19 protein-coding genes are annotated in these 19,423 nt (G+C 64.0%); 12 read left to right on the forward strand and 7 right to left on the reverse strand.

Annotated elements, in window-relative coordinates; translation table 11 throughout:
- The 9 genes from QFZ94_RS34735 to QFZ94_RS34775 all read left to right on the forward strand — a co-directional run bounded on the left by QFZ94_RS34735 (position 1) and on the right by QFZ94_RS34775 (position 10,809).
- Positions 1-852: an EamA family transporter gene (locus QFZ94_RS34735; RefSeq protein WP_429462599.1), complete on the forward strand. Its 852-nt coding sequence runs from the start codon at positions 1-3 to the stop codon at positions 850-852.
- A gap of 298 nt (positions 853-1,150) precedes the next feature.
- A complete protein-coding gene (locus QFZ94_RS34740; RefSeq protein ID WP_410850058.1) occupies positions 1,151-2,308 on the forward strand; it encodes a 2-aminoethylphosphonate--pyruvate transaminase in 1,158 nt (385 codons plus the stop codon).
- Between the two features lie 11 nt (positions 2,309-2,319).
- Positions 2,320-3,591: a phosphonoacetate hydrolase gene (gene phnA, locus QFZ94_RS34745; protein WP_429462601.1), complete on the forward strand. Its 1,272-nt coding sequence runs from the start codon at positions 2,320-2,322 to the stop codon at positions 3,589-3,591.
- Between the two features lie 80 nt (positions 3,592-3,671).
- Positions 3,672-5,120 (forward strand): phosphonoacetaldehyde dehydrogenase, encoded by a 1,449-nt coding sequence (phnY, locus tag QFZ94_RS34750; RefSeq protein ID WP_429462603.1) that lies wholly within the window; start codon positions 3,672-3,674, stop codon positions 5,118-5,120.
- A gap of 61 nt (positions 5,121-5,181) precedes the next feature.
- Positions 5,182-6,213, forward strand: a complete 1,032-nt coding sequence (locus tag QFZ94_RS34755; RefSeq protein WP_429462605.1) for a 2-aminoethylphosphonate ABC transporter substrate-binding protein — start codon at positions 5,182-5,184, stop codon at positions 6,211-6,213.
- Positions 6,214-6,235: 22 nt separating this feature from the next.
- Entirely contained in the window at positions 6,236-7,411 is a 1,176-nt protein-coding gene (locus QFZ94_RS34760; RefSeq protein WP_429462607.1) for an ABC transporter ATP-binding protein, read from the forward strand.
- Positions 7,404-8,288, forward strand: a complete 885-nt coding sequence (locus QFZ94_RS34765; RefSeq protein ID WP_429462609.1) for a 2-aminoethylphosphonate ABC transporter permease subunit — start codon at positions 7,404-7,406, stop codon at positions 8,286-8,288. The genes QFZ94_RS34760 and QFZ94_RS34765 overlap by 8 nt, the downstream gene beginning before the upstream one ends.
- Positions 8,272-9,072: an ABC transporter permease subunit gene (locus tag QFZ94_RS34770; RefSeq protein WP_176123549.1), complete on the forward strand. Its 801-nt coding sequence runs from the start codon at positions 8,272-8,274 to the stop codon at positions 9,070-9,072. Before QFZ94_RS34765 ends, QFZ94_RS34770 begins: the two co-directional genes overlap by 17 nt.
- 93 nt (positions 9,073-9,165) lie before the next feature.
- Positions 9,166-10,809, forward strand: a complete 1,644-nt coding sequence (locus QFZ94_RS34775) for a Na/Pi cotransporter family protein (RefSeq protein WP_429462611.1) — start codon at positions 9,166-9,168, stop codon at positions 10,807-10,809.
- A gap of 30 nt (positions 10,810-10,839) precedes the next feature.
- On the opposite strand, the gene QFZ94_RS34780 is transcribed toward QFZ94_RS34775, so the two are convergent.
- A complete protein-coding gene (locus tag QFZ94_RS34780; protein ID WP_429462613.1) occupies positions 10,840-11,757 on the reverse strand; it encodes a cupin domain-containing protein in 918 nt (305 codons plus the stop codon).
- A gap of 99 nt (positions 11,758-11,856) precedes the next feature.
- Between QFZ94_RS34780 and QFZ94_RS34785 the strand changes: the two genes are divergently transcribed.
- A complete protein-coding gene (locus QFZ94_RS34785) occupies positions 11,857-12,606 on the forward strand; it encodes an SDR family oxidoreductase (RefSeq protein ID WP_429462615.1) in 750 nt (249 codons plus the stop codon).
- Between the two features lie 26 nt (positions 12,607-12,632).
- Here QFZ94_RS34785 and QFZ94_RS34790 read toward each other — a convergent pair whose 3' ends face one another.
- The gene (locus tag QFZ94_RS34790) at positions 12,633-12,956 is read right to left on the reverse strand and encodes an NAD(P)-binding domain-containing protein (protein ID WP_429462617.1); all 324 of its coding nucleotides are present in this window, start codon (positions 12,954-12,956) and stop codon (positions 12,633-12,635) included.
- A 43-nt stretch (positions 12,957-12,999) separates the two neighbouring features.
- Entirely contained in the window at positions 13,000-13,740 is a 741-nt protein-coding gene (locus QFZ94_RS34795; protein WP_429463624.1) for an SDR family NAD(P)-dependent oxidoreductase, read from the reverse strand.
- Positions 13,741-13,859: 119 nt separating this feature from the next.
- Between QFZ94_RS34795 and QFZ94_RS34800 the strand changes: the two genes are divergently transcribed.
- Complete coding sequence (locus QFZ94_RS34800) at positions 13,860-14,750, forward strand: LysR family transcriptional regulator (protein ID WP_368583914.1); 891 nt, start codon at positions 13,860-13,862, stop codon at positions 14,748-14,750.
- A gap of 33 nt (positions 14,751-14,783) precedes the next feature.
- On the opposite strand, the gene QFZ94_RS34805 is transcribed toward QFZ94_RS34800, so the two are convergent.
- Positions 14,784-15,674, reverse strand: coding sequence for a LysR substrate-binding domain-containing protein (locus QFZ94_RS34805; protein ID WP_429462620.1), 891 nt, complete (start codon positions 15,672-15,674; stop codon positions 14,784-14,786).
- A gap of 101 nt (positions 15,675-15,775) precedes the next feature.
- On the opposite strand from QFZ94_RS34805, the gene QFZ94_RS34810 reads away from it, so the two are divergent.
- The gene (locus QFZ94_RS34810) at positions 15,776-16,366 is read left to right on the forward strand and encodes a LysE family translocator (RefSeq protein ID WP_429462622.1); all 591 of its coding nucleotides are present in this window, start codon (positions 15,776-15,778) and stop codon (positions 16,364-16,366) included.
- A gap of 65 nt (positions 16,367-16,431) precedes the next feature.
- Here QFZ94_RS34810 and QFZ94_RS34815 read toward each other — a convergent pair whose 3' ends face one another.
- From QFZ94_RS34815 to QFZ94_RS34825, 3 genes are all read right to left on the reverse strand, one after another.
- Positions 16,432-17,532 carry an NADH:flavin oxidoreductase/NADH oxidase gene (locus tag QFZ94_RS34815; RefSeq protein WP_429462624.1) on the reverse strand — a complete coding sequence of 367 codons (1,101 nt, stop codon included), beginning with the start codon at positions 17,530-17,532 and terminating at the stop codon, positions 16,432-16,434.
- A 253-nt stretch (positions 17,533-17,785) separates the two neighbouring features.
- Complete coding sequence (locus QFZ94_RS34820; RefSeq protein ID WP_368583919.1) at positions 17,786-17,983, reverse strand: hypothetical protein; 198 nt, start codon at positions 17,981-17,983, stop codon at positions 17,786-17,788.
- Between the two features lie 88 nt (positions 17,984-18,071).
- A complete protein-coding gene (locus tag QFZ94_RS34825; protein WP_429462626.1) occupies positions 18,072-19,421 on the reverse strand; it encodes an NAD(P)/FAD-dependent oxidoreductase in 1,350 nt (449 codons plus the stop codon).
- Positions 19,422-19,423: the final 2 nt, after the last annotated feature.

The raw sequence follows: 19,423 nt of genomic DNA on the forward strand, positions 1-19,423 counted from the left end.
ATGACGATGACGCTTCCCGTGTTCTTCGCCGTGCTGTCGGCCGCGCTTTTGCATGCGGGCTGGAACGCGGTGATCAAGGTGCGGCTCGATCCTTTTCTGGCGATGACCCTGCTGTGCATCGCCTGCGGTCTGATCGCGCTGCCGTCGCTCGCGTTCACCGGATTCGCCCGGCCTGCTGCGTGGCCCTGGGTGGCGGGATCGGTGGCGCTTCATTTCGGTTACTACGTGTGCCTGAGCGAGGCATACCGTCGTGCCGACATGAGCCAGATCTACCCGATCGCGCGCGGCTCCGCGCCGCTGATCACCGCGCTCGTCTCCGTCACGATCTTGCACGAGACGATGAGCGCGGGCGGCGTCGCGGGCATCGTGCTGCTCGGCAGCGGCGTGTTGCTGCTGTCGCTGCGCGGCCGCCATCACTCCGCGTCGGAAAACCGTGTCGCGCTCGGCTTCGCGCTGCTCACTGCGGTGACGATCGCGGGCTACACGGTCGTCGACGGCGTGGGCGCGCGCGTCGCCGGCAATCCGAACTCCTACGCGGCGACGCTGTTCGTGTTCGATGCGTTGCCGATGCTGACGCTCTGCCTGTATCGCTACGAGCCGGCCGGCATGGCGCCGATGCGGCGTTTTCTGCTGCCGGGCTTCGCGGGCGGCGCGATGTCGCTCGCGGCATACTGGATCGTGATCTGGGCGATGACCGTCGCTCCCATCGCCCTCGTTGCGGCAGTGCGCGAGACGAGCGTGGTGTTCGCCGGCTTCATCGCCGTCTATGTGCTCAAGGAGCCGTTCAGCCGCGTGCGCACCGCGGCCGCTACGTTGACGTTGGCCGGCCTTGCGCTGATGCGGCTGTTCTGATTCTCAGCGTGGGTTTCGGCGATGACGGCAGGCCACGGGGCTTCTGACCGGTGACGCATCCGGCCGCGCCCTGCACTCCACCAACCCCGGTTATCCCCTCCTGTCTCCCCATGCGGGTTTGTCCCGAGCGGCGGCCGCTTTCCCATATCCATCGCGGACTTCGCGAACTTTCAGGCGGCGTTTCGCGCGTCCGACTGGAATGTGGCATTTTTTGGCATCTTGACTGTTTTTGTTGCGGCTCCTAGAGTGGGTCTCACGCACCTGCGCAGTACCCAAATCGACCCACAAGGAGACATCGATGACCGGTTCCACGTATGCATCGCCGGCTAGTTCCGAAACTGGCGATCCGCTGTTGCTGACCCCCGGACCACTGACCACGTCACGCACCGTCAAGGCCGCGATGGTTCACGACTGGGGCTCCCGCGACGCCAACTTCATCGAGATCAATCGCTCGGTTCTCGCGCGCCTTGCCGCGATCGCCAATGGCGCGCGCGACTGGGTGACGGTACCGATGCAGGGCTCGGGCACCTTCGCCGTGGAGGCGATGCTCACCACCTTCGTGCCGCCAGGCGGCGAGGTGCTGGTGCTGATCAACGGCGCGTATGGCAAGCGCGCGAAGCGCATCCTTGAAATCGCCGGCCGCAAGACCGTCGTGCACGAAACGGCCGAGGACACGCCGCCCGATCTCGCCGAGATCGACAAGCTGCTGGCCGCCTCGCCGTCGATCACGCATGTGTTCGCGGTCCACTGCGAGACCACTGCGGGCATCCTGAATCCGATCGCGCAGATCGGCGCGCTCGCGGCCCGCTACCGCAAGGGCTATCTGGTCGATTCGATGAGCGCGTTCGGCGCGTTGCCGCTCGACGTGCAGACGATGCATATCGATGCGGTCGCCGCATCGTCGAACAAGTGCATCGAAGGCGTGCCCGGTCTCGGCTTCGTGATCTGCCGCCGTGAGGCGCTGGCCCGCACGCAAGGCAACGCGACCACCCTCGTGCTCGATCTGCACGAGCAGTGGACCAACCTCGAAAAGACCAGCCAATACCGCTTCACGCCGCCCACGCACGTGATCGTCGCGTTCCATCAGGCGCTGGAGGAATTCGATGCCGAAGGCGGCGTCGCGGGACGCGGCGCGCGCTATCGCAACAACTGCCGGATTCTCGTCGAAGGCATGCGCGCGCTCGGCTTCAAGCCGTTGCTGGCTGAAGCGCTGCAGGCTCCGATCATCGTCACCTTCCATATGCCCGAGGACCCGCGCTTCGAATTCCAGCGCTTCTACGACAGCCTGAAGGCGCGCGGCTACGTGATCTATCCGGGCAAGCTGACGGTTGCGGACTCGTTCCGGATCGGCTGCATCGGCCGGCTCGGTGAGCGCGAAATGCGCGCCGCGCTCGGTGCGATCAGCGAGGTGCTCGATGAAATGGGCATGAACGCGCCGGTCGCGAAAACGGCTTGAAGGGGGACATCATGAGTACGCTGCAAGACACCGTGCTGAGCATCAACGGCCGCGACTACCGCTTCCCATCGGAGCCGGTCGTCGTAATCTGCCTCGACGGTTCGGAGCCCGCCTATATCGAGGAAGCCGCGAAGGCCGGGCACGCGCCGCATCTCGCGAAGCTGCTGCGCACGGGCACGAGCCGCATCGCCCAATGCGTGATTCCGAGCTTCACGAACCCGAACAATCTGTCGATCGTGACGGGCTGTCCGCCGAAGGTGCACGGCATCGCGGGCAACTACTTCTACGACCGCGCGAGCGGCGAAGAAGTGATGATGAACGACGCCCGCTTCCTGCGCGCACCGACGATCTTCGCCGCGTTCCACGACGCCGGCGCGAAGGTCGCCGTCGTCACCGCGAAGGACAAGCTCCGGACGCTGCTCGGCAACGGGCTCGACTTCACGAGCGGCCGCGCGATCGCCTTTTCGGCTGAAAAGGCCAACGAGGCTACCCGCGCACAGAACGGCCTTGGCGACGTGCTCGCCTACGTCGGCAAGCCGCTGCCGGATGTGTATTCGGCGGACCTGTCCGAGTTCGTGTTCGCGGCAGGCGTAAAACTGCTCGACACGTTCCGGCCCGACCTGATGTACCTGTCGACGACGGACTACGTGCAGCACAAGGCGGCGCCCGGGTCGCCCAAAGCCAACGAGTTCTACGCGATGTTCGACCGCTACGTCGGCGCGCTCGATGCGGCTGGCTGCGTGCTGGCGATCACCGCTGACCACGGCATGAACGGCAAACATCGCGCGGATGGCGCGCCCGACGTGCTGTACCTGCAAGACCTGTTCGACGAATGGACCGGCAAAGGCCGCTCGCGCGTGATCCTGCCCATCACCGATCCGTACGTCGCGCATCACGGGGCGCTGGGCTCTTTCGCCACCATCTACCTGCCCGAGGGGATCGCAGCGGCTGAAGCAGCGGCGCTGCTCGAACGGCTGCGCAAGACCGAAGGCATCCAGCTCGCGCTGACGAGTGCGGAGGCCTGCGAGCGCTTCGAGCTGCCGCCCGACCGTATCGGCGACGTCGTCGTGGTCGGCACACGCGCCAAGGTGTTCGGCACGAGCGCCGCGCGTCACGACCTGTCGGGCCTGACCGAGCCGTTGCGTTCGCATGGCGGGCTATCGGAAGAGAACGTGCCGCTGATCGTCAACCGCAAGACCGATTGGCCGGCAGACCGCGCATTGCGCAACTTCGACATCTTCGATGTCGCGATGAACCACGTATTGCAGGGCGCCGCGGCGTAACGCGTCGATCACAACAACCCGCGCGCCCCGCTTCTCGCGACGGCCTGCGGGCTCCGCCGGATCATTGAACGAGGTATTCGATGAACGTCATGACCAAACCCGCCTTCAGGCAGGAATCGATGCGCATCGCCGGCCAGCACACAAGCACCGACGAGCTGATCGAAGTCTTCAACCCGTACACGAACGAGGTCGTCGGCACCGTGCCCGCGGGTCGTCCCGAACACGTGCAACAGGCGTTCGCAAAAGCGCACGCATTCAAGCCGCGGCTCACGCGCTTCGAGCGTCAGCGCATCCTGCAGCGCACGGCCGAGATCCTGAGCGAGCGCAAAGAAGACTTCGCACGCCTGATCACCGCGGAGTCGGGGCTGTGCTGGAAGGATGGGCTGTACGAGGCGAGCCGCGCCTACGATGTATGGTCGTTTGCCGCGCAGCTCACGATCAAGGACGACGGCGAGGTCTATTCCTGCGATATCAGCCCGAACGGCAAGAACCGCAAGATTTTCACGACGCGGCTGCCGCTGCTCGGCGTGATCTCGGCGATCACGCCGTTCAATCATCCGCTGAACATGGTGAGCCACAAGCTGGCGCCCGCGATCGCGACCAACAACCGCGTGGTGCTGAAGCCCACCGAGCTCACGCCGCTGACGGCGCTCGCGCTTGCCGACGTGCTCTATGAAGCGGGCCTGCCGCCGGAAATGCTGAGTGTCGTCACCGGCAATCCGCGCACGATGGGCGATGCGATGATCACCGACCCGCACTGTGATCTCGTCACGTTCACAGGCTCCGTGCGAGTCGGCAAGTACATCGCGCAGCACGCGGGCTATCGCCGCACGGTGCTGGAACTCGGCGGCAACGATCCGCTGATCGTGATGGAGGACGCCGATCTCGACAAGGCCGCGCAGCTCGCGGTAACCGGTGCGACGAAAAATTCGGGGCAGCGCTGCACGGCGGTCAAGCGGATTCTCGTCGTGCAAAGCGTGGCCGATGCGTTCGTCGAGCGAGTGCTCGTGCATGCGAAAAAGCTCAAGTGCGGCGACCCGATGGACCCGTCGGTCGACGTGGGCACCGTCATCAACGAGGCGTCCGCGCAACTGTTCGAGCGGCGCGTGGCCGATGCGCAGGCCCACGGTGCCCGGGTGCTTTACGGAGCGCCGCGCGAGGGCGCGCTGTTCCATCCGACCGTCGTCGATCACGTGCCGTACGACTGCGAGCTCGTGCGCGAAGAGACCTTTGGCCCGGTGATTCCGATCATCCGCGTGCCCGATGCGCTCGATGAAGTGATCCGGGTTTCGAACTCGACCGCGTATGGCCTGTCGTCGGGCGTCTGCACGAACCGGCTCGACTACATCACGCGCTTCGTCAGGGAGCTGGAAGTCGGCACCGTGAACGTGTGGGAAGTGCCCGGCTATCGCACGGAGATGTCGCCGTTCGGGGGCATCAAGGATTCAGGCAATGGTTACAAGGAGGGCATGGTCGAGGCAATGAAGAGCTACTCGAATGTGCGGACCTGGTCGATGCCCTGGGAGTGACCGGCCGCGCGACCAAGTGAAATGCTGACCTCATCCGAACTCAACGCAAGGAAGGATGGATATGAAAACTCGTCTGATCGCCCTGGCCGCCTGCGCGCTCGCCATGGCAACGCCCCCCCTCTACGCACAGTCCGACGTCGTGACCATCTATGCCGCGGATGGTTTGCACGACGGTTCGCCGAGCTGGTTCGGCAATCAGTTCGACGCCTTCACGAAGGCGACCGGCATCAAGGTGCAGTACATCGAGGCCGGCTCGAGCGGCGTGGTGGACCGGCTGAGCAAGGAGAAGTCGAACACTCAGGCGGACGTGCTGGTGACACTGCCGCCGTTCATGCAGAAAGCCGCGGCTGACGGCCTGTTGCAGTCCTACTCGCCGGCGGGCGCCGACAAGATCGAGACGCGCGACAAGGACCCGAAAGGGCTGTACTACGCGATGGTCGGCAACTACCCGAGCTTCATCTACAACTCGGCGGTGCTCAAGAGCCCGCCCAAGACCTACGCGGACCTGCTCGCGCCGCAGTTCAAGCAGAAGATCCAGTACTCGACGCCGGGTCAGGCCGGCGACGGCACTGCGCTGATGCTGCAGACCTTCCACGCGTTCGGCGGCAAGCCGGCCGGCTTCGACTATTTGCGCAAGCTGCAGACCAACAACCTCGGGCCGTCCGCATCGACCGGCAAGCTCACGGCGCTCGTCAACAAAGGCGAACTCTTCGTGGCCAACGGCGATATGCAGATGAACCTCGCGCAGATGCACGACAACCCGAACGTCGCGATGTTTTTCCCGGCCGGTCCAGACGGCCGCCGCACGACCTTTGCGTTGCCCTACTACGTCGGCCTCGTGGCGAACGCGCCGCATGCTGGCAACGGCAAAAAGCTGATCGATTTCCTGTTGAGCGCGCCGGCGCAGCAGGAGGTCAGCAAGGTCGCGTACGGCTTCCCGGTGCGCACCGATGTGCATCCGTCGGACAGCAACTTCCAGGCGTTGAACACGTTGCTGAAGGGCGTCGACATCTGGCAACCTGATTGGAACCAGGTGCTCCAGGAGCTGCGTCCCGACGTGGCCGCCTACAACCAGGCAATTTCCATCGACTAACCCTGCTACCGACGAGCGACTAATGGCAAACACCATGACCATGGAACGGGGGCCGCAGCGGCGCGCCTCCGCTGCGCCGACCGTCATCGCGCACGGGGCGAGCGGCATCGGTTTCGAAGGCGTGTCGGTGGCTTACGGCAGCCAGACCATTCTGGAGTCTCTGACGCTGACCGTGAAGCCCGGCGAGATCGTCGCGCTGATCGGCCCGTCCGGCTCCGGCAAGACGACCGCGTTGCGCGCCGTCGCCGGCTTCGTGCAGCCGAGCGCCGGGCGCATCACCATCGGCGATCGCGACGTGACGCGGCTGCCGCCGTACGCTCGCAACATCGGCATGGTGGTGCAGAACTACGCGCTGTTTCCGCATATGCGCGTCGAGGACAACGTCGCCTTCGGGCTGCGTGCCCGTGGCGCGGACGCCGAGGTGATACGCGAACGGGTGCCCGAGTGCCTCGGGCTCGTCGGCATGGCGAAGTACGCGAAGCGCTATCCGCGCGAGCTGTCGGGCGGCCAGCAGCAGCGCGTGGCGATCGCCCGCGCGCTCGCGATCCGTCCACAGGTGCTGCTGCTCGACGAGCCGCTCTCGGCGCTCGACGCGCAGATCCGCCGCTCGATGCTCGACGAACTCGCGAAGCTGCACCGCACGCTGCCTTCGCTCACGGTGCTGTACGTGACGCACGACCAGACCGAAGCGCTGACCCTCGCGAACCACATCGGCATCATGCGCGACGGCCACCTGGTTGCTTACGGCGACGCGCAAGGGCTCTATCGTCATCCGCCGAACCGCTTCGCCGCCGAGTTCCTCGGCCGTGCCAACGTGCTGCCGGCGCAGCAGCTCGAACCGCTGGCCGACGGGCGCGCGCGCGTGCGCTTTCACGGCCAGCTGCTCGAAGGCTGCAACCATCACGGACTCGCGGCCGGCGCCGCCTGCTTCGTATGCGTGCGGCCACACCATCTGCAGTCCGTTGCGGGCGGTGTTACGCGAGGCGCCGATGGGCAACGCATGAACCAGATGACGGGGTCCGTCGTCAGCGTGCAGTGGCTCGGCGAAATGCACAGCATCGTGCTCGATGTCGAAGGCGAGTTGCTGCGGCTCACTTGCGCGCCGCTCGCGGAGCCGCCAGAGCCGGGCACTGCACTCAGCGTACGTTTCGATCCCGCGGATGTCACTCTCGTACCGGAGGCTGAACGTCATGGCTGATATCGTCATCGCGCCGCCGGCCCGCGCGCGAGCGCCGGCCGCGGGGCCAGGCGGCCTGTGGATCGCGCCGCCGCTCGCGGTGCTCGCCGCGCTGTTCTTCTACCCGTTCGGGCTGATCGTCGTGCAGGCGTTGGGCGGCGACCAGCATGTGCTGTCGTTCGCGAACTTCGAGCACGTGCTGCGCTCACGCCAGTTCCTGAGCGGGCTTTATCACACGATCGCGATCGCAGTATCGGCCTCGGCGGGATGCCTCGTGCTCGGCTTCGTGTTCTCGCTGGTGATCGCGTTCGTGCCGTTCCCGGGCGCGCGTTTCGTGGGCCGGCTCATCGATACGTTCATCGCGCTGCCCACCTTCCTCGTCGCGCTCGCGTTCACGTTCGTGTACGGTTCGGCCGGACTGCTGAACCAGTCGCTGATGCAGATGTTCCATCTGCCGCTGCCGCCGCTGAATTTCCTGTACACGCAATGGGGTGTCGTGCTGTCGGAGATCACGGTCTATACGCCGTTCATCATGCGTCCGCTGCTCGCGTGCTTCTCGCAGATCGACAGTGCGCAGATCGAAATGGCGGGCAGCCTCGGCGCGCGGCCGCTGCGCATCATCCGGCAGGTCATCCTGCCCGCCGCGTTGCCGGCGCTGCTGGCGGGCGGCAGCCTGTGTCTGCTGTTGACCGTCAACGAGTTCGGCATCGTGCTCTTCATCGGCGCGAAAGACGTGATCACGTTGCCGCTGCTGATCTACGACAAAGCGATCCAGGAATTCGACTACACCACCGCATGCGTGATCGCCGTCGTCAATATCGCGCTGTCGCTGGGGCTTTATGCCTGCTACCGGGCCGTCGTGTCACTTTGCGGAGGTCGCCGTGCTGCTCTGGGCTAAATGGGGTAAATGGCTGACGTGGGGCGGCACGGCGTTGCTGTTCTGCGCGGTCTATGGGCTGCCGGTCGCGATGATTGCGCTCGCCAGCATCAGCGGACAGTGGAACGGCATCCTGCCGAGCCACCTGACACTCGAGCACTACGCGCGTGTGCTGCATACCGATTCGGCGAGCCAGCTGCGCGTGAGCGTGCTGACCGGCGTGGTCGCGAGCGTCGCGGCGCTCGTCAGCGGCACGTGGGCCGCACTCGCGCTGCGTCGCATCAAAGGCCTGCCGCGCCGCGTGCTGGACGTGATCTTCTTCGTGCCGAGCGCGGTGCCGTCGGTGTCGATCGGGCTCGGCTTGCTGGTCGCGTTCAGCCGGCCGCCCGTGCTGCTCAACGGCACGGCGACGATCGTCTTCATCGCGCACTTCCTGCTGATCTCGGCGTTCACCTACGGCAACGTGGCGGCAGGGCTCGCGCGGGTCGCGCCCGAATACGGCGAGGTGGCCCAAAGTCTCGGCGCCCGGCCGCTCTACCAGCTCTCGCGCGTGACGCTGCCGCTCGTCGCGCCGTACCTGCTCGCATCGTTCAGCCTGAGCTTCGCGCTGTCGATGGGCGAGCTCGGTGCGACGCTGATGATCTATCCGCCGGGCTGGGTCACGCTGCCGGTGGGCATCTTCGCGCTGTCCGACCGTGGAGCGATCTTCGACGCTGCGACGCTCACGATGATTCTCGGTATCGGCACACTCGCGGTATTGATGGGGCTCTCGCGCATCTCGAACCGTGCGATGGTGCGTGGATGACGGTGTCCCTGCGGATACTCGACGAGGCAATCGCGGCGGGCGCAGAGCGGGCCTGAAAGATGCGCACAACAAAAACATAAGGGGAGGTGCCAGATGATCATGATCGTGCTTCATCTCGCGGGTGGCGTCGCGCTGCTGACGTGGGGCCTGCATATGGTCGAGTCCGGCCTGATGCGCGCGTTCGGCGCCTCGCTCAAGCGCTTCATGGGGAAGAGTCTCGGCAATCGGCTGAACGCGTTCTGCGCCGGGCTCGCAATCACCGGCGCGCTGCAAAGCAGCACGGCGACCGGCATGATCGCGTCGTCGTTCGCGGCCCGCGGTTTGATGCGGCCTGTTACCGGACTCGCGATCATGCTGGGCGCCAACGTCGGCTCGACGCTGATCGTGCAGGCGTTCTCGCTCGATCTGAGCTGGATCTCGCCGGTGTGTCTGCTGGTCGGCATGACGCTCTTCGAGAAGGGCAAAGGCTCCCGCAATCGTGATCTCGGCCGCGCGTCGATCGGGCTCGGACTGATGTTGCTTGCGCTCACGCTGCTCGTCTCGACCGTGCAGCCCGCCGAGACCGCCCCTGCCCTGCGCACGGTGCTCGGCGCACTGGCAGGCGAGCCGGTGCTGAATGCGGCGCTCGCGTGTTTGCTCACGTGGGCCGCGCATTCGAGCATTCCGGTCGTACTGTTCGTGATGTCGCTCGCCAACCTGCATACGGTGCCGATGGACACGGCGCTCGCGATGGTGCTCGGCGCGAACATCGGCAGCGCGCTCAACCCTTACTTCGAGGCCGCGAAGGGCGCCGATCGCAGCCGCCGGCGCCTGCCGGCCGGCAACCTCGTGCTGCGCGGCGGCGTGTGCCTGCTGATGCTCGCCGCGTGCTCGCCGCTCGCAACGTTGCTGCAGCAGGTCTACGGCAGCCCCGCCCGTGCAATCGCCGACTTCCACACGGGCGTGAACGTGGCGATCGCGGTGGTCTTCATGGGCCTGCTCGCCCCTGTCGCGCGCCTTCTCGAACGGCTGCTGCCAGCGCCGGGCGCCGCCGAGAACGGCGACGCGCCGCGCTACCTCGACGAGGCCGCGCTGCGGGTGCCCTCCCAGGCGCTCGCATGCGCGACCCGCGAATTGATCCGGATGGGCGATATCGTCGAAGCGATGCTGTGTGCGAGCGTGCCGGTGCTGATCGCAAACGACCGGCGCGCGGTGCACGAGATCGCGGCCCGCGACGATGCGGTGGATATGCTGCACGATGCGATCAAAAGCTACGTGACCGAGGTGACGCGCGAGTCGCTCGACGACGAAGACCGGCGCTGGGCCAACGCGATCATGACTTCCGTGATCAACCTCGAACATATCGGCGATATCGTCGACAAGAATCTGATGGAGCTGGCGCAGAAAAAGATCAAGGCACAGGTGAGCTTTTCGGCCGAAGGCGCCGAGGACTTGCGCGCGCTGCACCAGTTGGTGATCGACAGTTTTCACCGGGCTCAGGCGCTGCTCGTGTCGGGAAGGACGCAGACCGCGGCGCAGCTGCTCGAAGACAAGCAGGCGCTGCGGCGTCTTGAACGCGCCGCGCGGGATGCTCATCTGGACCGGTTGCGCGAGGGCAAGCCCGACAGCATCGCGTCGAGCTCATTGCATCTCGACGTGCTGCGCGATCTCGTGCGGATTCAGTCGCACATCTGCGCGCTCGCCTATCCGCTGCTCGAGTGCGAGGCAGCTAACGATGGCGATGCGCAGGTCGCGTGAGGCGAGATACGGTGCTTGCGCTGCGGAACTTCATCGAGCGGCGACGACATTCGCTGCGTCTCGCGCATACTGCGTCGGCGGCAGTCCGACATGACGCGTGAACGCGACGCTGAATGCGCTCGCCGAGCTGTAGCCGACACGTTCCGCGACCGCCGCGATGCTGACTTCGCTCTGGCGCAGCAGGTTCTTGGCGATAGCCATGCGCCACGACAACAGATACTCCATCGGTGCGACGCCGACTGCGCGGCTGAATCGATCGAAGAAAGAGGACCGTGAAAGCGCGGCGGCCTTTGCGAGTTCCGCGATCGTCCAGGGCTGGTGCGGGCTTTCGTGCATATGACGGATCGCGAGCGCGAGGCGGGGATCGGCGAGGCCGCGGACGAGTCCGGGCGATGCGCCGGTTCCAGTGGCTCGCAAAGCTTCGATGAACAGCACCTCGAGCAGTCGCGCCAGCACGACCTCACGCGCGGGCCGCTGCGCGCGCGATTCTTCCCTCACGAGCTTCACGAGTGTCGCGAGCCTGCGTTCACCGCGCACGTGCACGAGCTTGGGCAACAGCGAGACGAGCAAGGCCGCGTCCGGCGAACCGAACGCGCAGAGGCCCGCAAGCCATTGGGCTTCTGGCGCGCCCGATGCATCGCCGAAACGAAAACTGCCGTCGGGCAGCGCCGCGGGCGCGCTACTGGACACGTCGTCATCGTCGGGCGGATCGCTGCTCGTCATCGTGAAACTGAAAACTTCGGGCACGAGCACGAAGTCATCGGCCTGAAGAATCAGCGGCTCGCAACCATTGACGGATAGCCGCAGCGATCCTTCTAGCACCACGCAGTAGAACGGCTGGCCGACTTCCGTACGGCTCGCGCGCCAGCGCCCGGCGCCGCTGAGCACCTTCGAGAACGTGGGGGTCGGCTTGAGCAGTGTGACGATTTCGGCGAGCGGGTCGATCATGATCGGACGATTTCGAATGAAACCTGGACGCTCGATTGTAGCGAGTCCTCGCGGTCAGGACTTATTGTGTCGGGACTGTCACCAACCACAGGATTCGACATGAAGACCGTCTTGATTACCGGCTGTTCGTCCGGCTTTGGCCTCGAAATTGCGCGTTATTTTCTGGATCGCGACTGGCGCGTGATCGCCACGATGCGCACGCCGCGTGAAGACGTGTTGCCGCGCTCCGATCGTCTTTCGATTCTCGCCCTCGATGTGACGGACCCGCAAAGCATTCGCGCGGTCATCGATGCGGCAGGTCGGATCGACGTGCTCGTCAACAATGCGGGTATCGGCTTTCTGAATGCGCTCGAAGGCACGCCGATGGACACCGTGCGCGATATCTTCGAGACCAATACGCTCGGCACCATCGCGATGGCGCAGGCCGTGTTGCCGCAGTTGCGCGAGCGCCGCGAAGGGGTGATCGTCAATGTGACGTCGACCGTCACGTGCAGACCGCTGCATCTGCTGTCGGTCTACACCGCGAGCAAGTCCGCGGTCAACGCGTTCAGCGAATCGCTCGCGCTCGAACTGGAGCAGTTCAATGTGCGCGTGCGGGTCGTGCTGCCGGGACGCGCGCCGTCCACCCGCTTCGGCGACAACGCGCGGGCACGCATGAAAGACGGATTTCCCGAGCCGTACAACGCGCTCGCGCAGCAGGTTTTCGCGAGGTGGGAGAAAGAAACGGCCGTCACGCATGCATCGGATGTCGCCGAAGCGGTTTGGCTCGCCGCGACCGATTCATCGAGCCCGTTCAACATCCCCGCCGGCGAGGACGCTGTCGAGTGGTACCAGGCGAGCACCAAGTAGCACGCCGGCAAACATCGTTGCGGTCTTCACCTCGCGGCATTAAGCAGACCCATCAGCTCATCCGGCGAGATGCTGTCGTTGTCGATCGCATCGACAACGACCTTGTCCCGCCTGGACTGCTGATCGCCAGTGACGGTGTGGGCACGAACCCGCACGGCGAGGATCATGACCTCCGTGCTGGGCTCAGCTTGCAAACTCATGGCCGTAACCTGCGCACCGAGTTGCTTTGCCATTGACTCGATCGACTCAGCGCATTGCGCGTTGACGACTCCAATAGCCATGCCACTGCCGGCGAGCTCGCGGCCAAGCGCCGCTGCGAGTTTGCCTGGATCGATAGTTGAATACGTCATGGTGCATTCCTTCCGATGTCGGACTCGAGTCTGCGCGCAACCCTCAAACCTGGCCGATGCCGCCGTCATTCATCAAATCGGCACCCGTCATATAGGAACTCTGTTCTGAGGCGAGAAAGAGCGCCGCGCTCGCCATCTCCTCGGCGCGGGCGAGTCGGCCGATCGGGACCATGCTCTTGTACATGCTCACCAGATCCTCGCGTGTCGCCGACTGGGAATCGAGTATCGGTGTGTCGGTGACACCAGGGCTCAGCATGTTGACGCGAATGCCGCGATCCTTGAATTCGGCGGCCCAGGTGCGAGCATAGGAACGCAACGCGGCCTTCGTCGCAGCGTAGGCGGTGTGCCCTGGGATGCCCATCACGTGCATGGCCGACGAAACCAGGATGATCGATCCGCCACCCGTCATCATCGGCAGCAACTTTTTCACCAGAAATACGGGGCCGCGCGCCATCAGGTTGAATGCCTTGTCGAAATGCTCAGGCGTGATGGTGTCGATCGAAGCCTGCTCGGTAAAGCCCGCGTTCGACACGATGATATCGACGACACCTTTTTCGTCCCTGACTGCCGCAGCGACATGATCGAGGTCATCGAGATTCGCGGCGTCGGCCTGAATAGCGGTAACGTTGCGTCCGATCAGTTTGACGGCCTCGTCGAGCTGGGCTTGCCGACGGCCGAAGATAAAGACGTGAGCGCCTTCGGCGACGAACCGCTGGGCGATCGCCAGGCCGATACCCGTCGTTCCGCCGCTAATGACAGCGATCTTGCCTGCGAGAGTATTCATTGAAACTTCCGTCTGTTGGTAAAGGAAGTCCCATCGTAATTGCGGCCCCGACGAATGATAATCGGCGGATTTATCATAAGATCCATTCACGGAGAGAATAGGCCCACGAGAGAAATGCAATGGATCGGTTTCACGAATTGAACGCTTTCTTCGCCGTTGTCGAAGCGGGCGGCTTTTCCGCCGCGGCGCGCAGAACCGGCGAGTCACAGTCCGCCATCAGCAAGTCGATCGGCGCGCTGGAAAAGCGCCTCGGCGTACTGCTATTCAACCGCAACACACGCAGCGTGACCTTGACCGATCAGGGGCAGAAATACTACGAGCGGACCAAGCCGTTGCTCGACGAGATCGAGGTGGCCGACAGCGAACTATCCAGCAGTACGCTAGATGTCTCGGGCCTTGTGCGGATCGCCTGCGCTTCTACGTTCGGCCGCCTGCACGTTCTTCCGCTGATTCCCGAACTGCTGTCGCGCCATCCCGGTCTTCGGGTCGATCTGGTGTTGTCGGATTTCGTGCGCGATATGGTGGAGGATCGAATCGATCTCGCGATTCGAGTGGGCTCCGTCAACGATCCGGATTCGGTCGTGAAGCGGATTGCCAGCACTCCGCTGGTCTGCGTCGGATCGCGTCGCTATTTCGAGCAATACGGTGTACCGAAGGAACCTACGGAACTCGCCAATCACAATTGCCTGCTCTACGGTGGTCTACTGGAGTCGGCGAACTGGCCGTTTCATGGGCCACGTGGCCGGTTCAGCGTGCCGGTGCGAGGCAACCTGTCGTCGAATAGCGTCGAGACGATCCGCTCGGCCGTGCTCGCGGGCGTGGGAATCGGCCTCTTCGCAAAGCTCTCGCTGGCCGACGAACTCAAGCATCCGGATATCGTGACCGTGCTAGACGATTTCATTCGGGACGCGCGTGATGTGAGCATCATCTGGCCGCGACGACGTTTCGTGCCTGCGCGCGTGCGCCGGGTCACTGATTTTTTCGCGGCTGCGCTGCCGCAGCGCTTGTAGGAATGCTCCGGAGCGCACCTCAGACGCAATACGTCACGCAATGTTCGCTAGCGGCGCGCGTCGCGCGCCTGCGTCGCTCGACATCGACTCGCGTACATGGCGCGCGAATTCCTGCGCCGCTGGCTGAACCGTCGCGGGCAAGCGCAGACAGATCGCGAACGGAGGCAGTGCAGGCAAGCCGCTTACGCGAGGTGTGAGCGTCTCCAGATCGGCCGGCACCGTGGAGGCGAGCCAGCTCGTGACCGCGAGGCCCGCGCGCACCGTTGCGGCGGTCGCCTCGATGTTTCCGCTCTCGAACACCGTGCGCCACGCGATGCCCTCGTCCGCGAGCGCGCCGAGCACCACCGAACGGAAAGCGCAACGCTCGTCTACCATCGACAGCGGCAACGGCCGCTTCTGCCACGCCTCACTGCCGCGCCCGTTGACCCAGACCAAAGGTTCGATGCAGACCACTTCACCTTCGGCTTCGCTCGCGACATATTCGACCAAGGACACGTCCACGCGACCGCTATTCACTGCGTCGCTCAGTTCTGGCGACGCCGCGCACATCAACGTTATTTCGACATGCGGATGGGCGTCGGCGAATGCCTTCATTGCGGGCGCGAGCCGCGTCACGAGATCGTGGGGCACGCCCACACGCAAGGCGCCGCGCAACGGCTGCGCGGTCATGTCGGCCCAGATTTCATCGTTCAACTGAAGCAGCTTGCGCGCCTTCACGAGAAACTGCTCGCCCTCGCGGGACAGTTCCAGCCGGCGCGTCTTGCGAACGAACAGAAGGCAATCCAGCACATCTTCGAGGCGCTTCACCTGCTGGCTGACGGCGCCTTGCGTCATGTGCAGCAGATTCGCAGCGACCGTCATGCTGCCGCTATCGGCGACGGCAACGAAGGTGCGGATCAGATCGAGGTCGAGGTTTCGGCTCATCTATGCATTATGTCGCGTAATGTACCGCATCAATATTATTAGCTTTCACGATGCTTTGACGATCCGTACAGTGCAAGTTCTTTGATTTCCAATCTGCACCGATGACCTCGATACTGCCGCTTCTGCTCTTCGTCGCCGTCGCCACCGCGACGCCCGGTGGCGCGACCACGCTCGCCACCGCCTCGGGCGCACGCTTCGGTTTCGTACGCTCGATACCGCTGATGCTCGGCATCGCTCTGGGCCTCGCGCTGCTCGCTGCGCTCGCCGCGCTCGGGCTGGGCGGTCTGCTTCTGGCGCTGCCGTCGCTGCAAACGGCGGTGAAGGCACTCGGCTCGGCCTATCTGCTATGGCTCGCGTGGCGCATCGCGCGCAGCGGGCCGCCAAACGCGGGCGACGGCCCCGCGCGTCCGGTTACGCTCGTCAACGGTTTCCTGCTGCTCTGGCTCAACCCGAAAGGCTGGGCGATGACGGTTGGCGCGGCGGCGTCGTTCGCGCTGCTCGCAAACAACCCGAACCGCCTCGCGATGCTGCTCGGTGCAGCATTCGGAGTGGCTGCGTGCGCTTCTCTCGCGCTGTGGTGCGCGCTCGGCGTGCTACTCGCGCGGCTCTTTCGGACCCCACACCACTGGCGCCTTCTCAATCTCGCGATGGGCGTGCTGCTCGCCGCATCCGTCATCCCGACCTGGCGATAAGCCTGAAGCGGCGTTCGTCGATATGTCGAATCATTGGTCGCCGCCCCATTGCCGGCGAAACCGACTCAAACGAACACCTTTCGCAGCCGACTGGGCTGAGAGCGGAGATACTGCTTCGGCGCCCTGACTTGAGTCCCAAAGTGAGCGGCAGCATGCCAGGGCCAGCGAGGGTCAAAGAGCACGGCCCGAGCAAGCGCGATCAGATCGGCGTCTCCGGTGCTGAGAATTGATTCGGCCTGTTCGAATTCGGTGATCATGCCGACGGCGATGACTGGGAGCGTGGTCGCCTGCTTCACGGCCCGCGCGAAAGGAACCTGATAGCCAGGCCCGAGCGGAATTTGCGCGGCTGGGTTCGAACCGCCACTTGAGACATTGATTGCGGCACAGCCTCTCGCCTCCAGCGCGTGGACAAAGGCGATCGCGTCCTGCACGGACCACCCGCCCTCCACCCAGTCGGTAGCGGATACCCGCATCGTCACAGGGCGATCATGCGAAAACGCTTCTCGCACGGCTTCGAAAACTTCGAGTGGAAAACGCATCCGGTTTTCCAATGAACCGCCGTATTCGTCGTCCCTGTGATTTGACAGAGGCGAGAGGAATTGGTGGAGTAGATAGCCGTGCCCACCAAGGATCTGAATGAAATTCAGCCCGAGCCGGGAGGCACGCTGCGTTGCGGCAGAGAACGCGTCGCGAATGGCGGCCAGGCCATCGCGGTCCAAGGCGGTGGGTGGTGTCTCACCGGCGGCAAAAGCGACCGGGGATGGGCCGTAGGTGTGCCAACCATTCGCGTGATCATAGGGAATCTGAGCGCCGCCGTCCCATAGTTTCTGCCGAGATCCTTTTCGGCCAGCATGGTTGAGCTGGATTCCAATCGGCGTGTCAGACCACCGCCGAATGCCGCGCAGCACTCGTGCCATGGAGGCTTCGCAGTCGTCAGAATAGAGCCCGACGTCACCATAGCTGGTGCGTCCGTCCGGGGTGACCGCGGTGCCCTCGATCGTGAGTGCCGCCGCACCTGAAAGCGCCAGTTGGCCGAGGTGAATCAGGTGCCAATCGTTCATCTGGCCGTCTTCGGCGGAGTACTGGGCCATCGGGGCGATCACGATCCGGTTGGCTAATTCGAGGTTGCCGACTCGTATCGGCGTGAATAGCGTTGGCTGGCTCATATCGACCCCTTGACTCAACGCCACCGCAAACCTGGCTGACTCCGCGAATTCTGATGACCTCGGCTAATGACGGCGCTATTGCCTGCGAGAGTGGACATGGAGATCTGCTGTCTGGTGATGGATGACAGCCAGATCGTAGTTGCAAGATAAGGGAGTGATAATTCGCAGATTCTTCATAAGGCCAATTCCCGACGAGAATAGCCGTGGGGTCCGGCGCGATCGGTGAATTGGCCGTTCTATGAACCGAAGCGCGTCAGTTGTAGCCGAGCACAGCGGCAGACGACACGTCCGGCCTCTCAGGTACATTCGAGGCGATCGTCGATGCCGTCGATGCAAGAAACGATCGGTACACGGAGCGCGCCCGATTTTCAGAGCCATCCTTGCCGTTGCGAGCGCGCGTGGCGCCACTGTTCGAGTCGACGCTGAAAGGCGATTGGTCGAAGCTGTTCATGGTGTTCTCTCCGTCTTGCTGTTGTTTGGAATCGGTCGATTTATTTGTCACGGCCAGACCGTTCTGGCCATTTACAACGAACTGTTGCTCAGTGCAGTTTGACGTGCGGCGCCGTGCTTCGACGGAGCCGATGCGCGAGGGTATTGACGATCATGCGTGCGTAGCCATGCAGCGCGGCAACGTGCATCCGATACAGCGACAGGTACATGAAGCGAGCAAGCAGTCCGTCCACGAGCATGCTGCCGCCGATAAGCCCTCCCATCAGACTCCCCACCGCATTCGCATGCCCGAGCGACACTAGCGAGCCGAGATCGCGATAGGCAAACTCCGGAAGCTTTTGCCCCTCGATGCGTCGCCCGAGTGCCTTGACCAGAAACGATGCCTGCTGATGAGCCGCCTGGGCGCGCGGTGGAACATTGCGCTCGAAGCCCAACCAGGGACACGCCGCGCAATCGCCGAATGCAAAGATATGGTCGTCCAGCTCGGTTTGAAGCGTGCGACGCACACTGAGTTGTCCCAGATGATTGACTGTCAGACCATCGAGCGTTGAAAGCACCGCGGGCGCCTTGATGCCCGCGGCCCACACAGTGAGATCCGCCCGTATCGTCTCTCCGTTTTTCGTGCGGATAAGTCCGGGCGTGACTTCCGCGACCCGCTCGTCGACCATCAACTTGACATTGAGTTTGCCCAGCATTCTTGCAGCCGCGGTGGACACGCGCTCTTTCAACGCGGGCAGAATCCGCGGCCCTGCTTCAATGAGCACGATGCCGACGTCGTGTGTGGGGTCGAGCCGATGCAAGCCATACGATGACAGTACCTTCGCGGTATTGCGCAATTCAGCGGACAATTCCACGCCGGTAGCGCCACCACCAACGATCGCGACCTGAACACGAGGCGCGCGTTCGCCAGGCACTCCACCCGCTTCCCGCTCACTCGCGTCTTGTGTTTGTTCGGCGCGAATGCAGGCTGCAATCAGACGCTTTCTGAAGCGTTCCGCTTGAGCGACGTTGTCAAGCGCGAGCGAGTTCTCCGCCGCGCCCGGCACGCCGAAGTAGTGCGTTGTGCTACCGATGGCCAGAATCAACGAGTCGTACTCGATTCGGCGCGGCGGTATCAGTTCGGTTCCGTCGTCGTCGAGCAGTGGCGAAAGAAGAACGTGTCTCGAGCCACGATCCAGTCCGACGAGTTCGCCCTGGATGAACTGGAAGCCGTGCCACTGTGCTTGCGCGGCATACGCCAGTTCCTGTGCGAAGGGATCGAGACTTCCCGCTGCGACCTCGTGCAACAGAGGCTTCCAGATATGCGTCGGGTTGCGGTCGATCAACGTAATGGACGCATGTTGCGCCCCGCCTCTTCGTCGACCGCCATAACGATCGCCTAGCCTCGTTGCGAGTTCGATGCCACCCGCCCCTCCTCCCACGATCACAAAACGATGCACGC

This window comes from Paraburkholderia sp. JPY465, from assembly GCF_050436725.1.
GTDB lineage: Bacteria > Pseudomonadota > Gammaproteobacteria > Burkholderiales > Burkholderiaceae > Paraburkholderia > Paraburkholderia youngii.

Excerpts from the sequence above, each read along its gene's own strand:
- QFZ94_RS34775 (WP_429462611.1), top strand. The coding sequence starts at position 9,166 with ATGATCATGATCGTGCTTCATCTCGCGGGTGGCGTCGCGCTGCTGACG.
- QFZ94_RS34820 (WP_368583919.1), bottom strand. The coding sequence starts at position 17,983 with ATGAACAGCTTCGACCAATCGCCTTTCAGCGTCGACTCGAACAGTGGC.
- QFZ94_RS34800 (WP_368583914.1), top strand. The coding sequence starts at position 13,860 with ATGGATCGGTTTCACGAATTGAACGCTTTCTTCGCCGTTGTCGAAGCG.
- QFZ94_RS34790 (WP_429462617.1), bottom strand. The coding sequence starts at position 12,956 with ATGACGTATTCAACTATCGATCCAGGCAAACTCGCAGCGGCGCTTGGC.
- QFZ94_RS34760 (WP_429462607.1), top strand. The coding sequence starts at position 6,236 with ATGGCAAACACCATGACCATGGAACGGGGGCCGCAGCGGCGCGCCTCC.
- QFZ94_RS34810 (WP_429462622.1), top strand. The coding sequence starts at position 15,776 with ATGACCTCGATACTGCCGCTTCTGCTCTTCGTCGCCGTCGCCACCGCG.
- QFZ94_RS34740 (WP_410850058.1), top strand. The coding sequence starts at position 1,151 with ATGACCGGTTCCACGTATGCATCGCCGGCTAGTTCCGAAACTGGCGAT.
- phnY (WP_429462603.1), top strand. The coding sequence starts at position 3,672 with ATGAACGTCATGACCAAACCCGCCTTCAGGCAGGAATCGATGCGCATC.
- QFZ94_RS34755 (WP_429462605.1), top strand. The coding sequence starts at position 5,182 with ATGAAAACTCGTCTGATCGCCCTGGCCGCCTGCGCGCTCGCCATGGCA.
- QFZ94_RS34805 (WP_429462620.1), bottom strand. The coding sequence starts at position 15,674 with ATGAGCCGAAACCTCGACCTCGATCTGATCCGCACCTTCGTTGCCGTC.
- QFZ94_RS34765 (WP_429462609.1), top strand. The coding sequence starts at position 7,404 with ATGGCTGATATCGTCATCGCGCCGCCGGCCCGCGCGCGAGCGCCGGCC.
- QFZ94_RS34815 (WP_429462624.1), bottom strand. The coding sequence starts at position 17,532 with ATGAGCCAGCCAACGCTATTCACGCCGATACGAGTCGGCAACCTCGAA.
- QFZ94_RS34780 (WP_429462613.1), bottom strand. The coding sequence starts at position 11,757 with ATGATCGACCCGCTCGCCGAAATCGTCACACTGCTCAAGCCGACCCCC.
- QFZ94_RS34735 (WP_429462599.1), top strand. The coding sequence starts at position 1 with ATGACGATGACGCTTCCCGTGTTCTTCGCCGTGCTGTCGGCCGCGCTT.
- QFZ94_RS34785 (WP_429462615.1), top strand. The coding sequence starts at position 11,857 with ATGAAGACCGTCTTGATTACCGGCTGTTCGTCCGGCTTTGGCCTCGAA.
- phnA (WP_429462601.1), top strand. The coding sequence starts at position 2,320 with ATGAGTACGCTGCAAGACACCGTGCTGAGCATCAACGGCCGCGACTAC.
- QFZ94_RS34795 (WP_429463624.1), bottom strand. The coding sequence starts at position 13,740 with ATGAATACTCTCGCAGGCAAGATCGCTGTCATTAGCGGCGGAACGACG.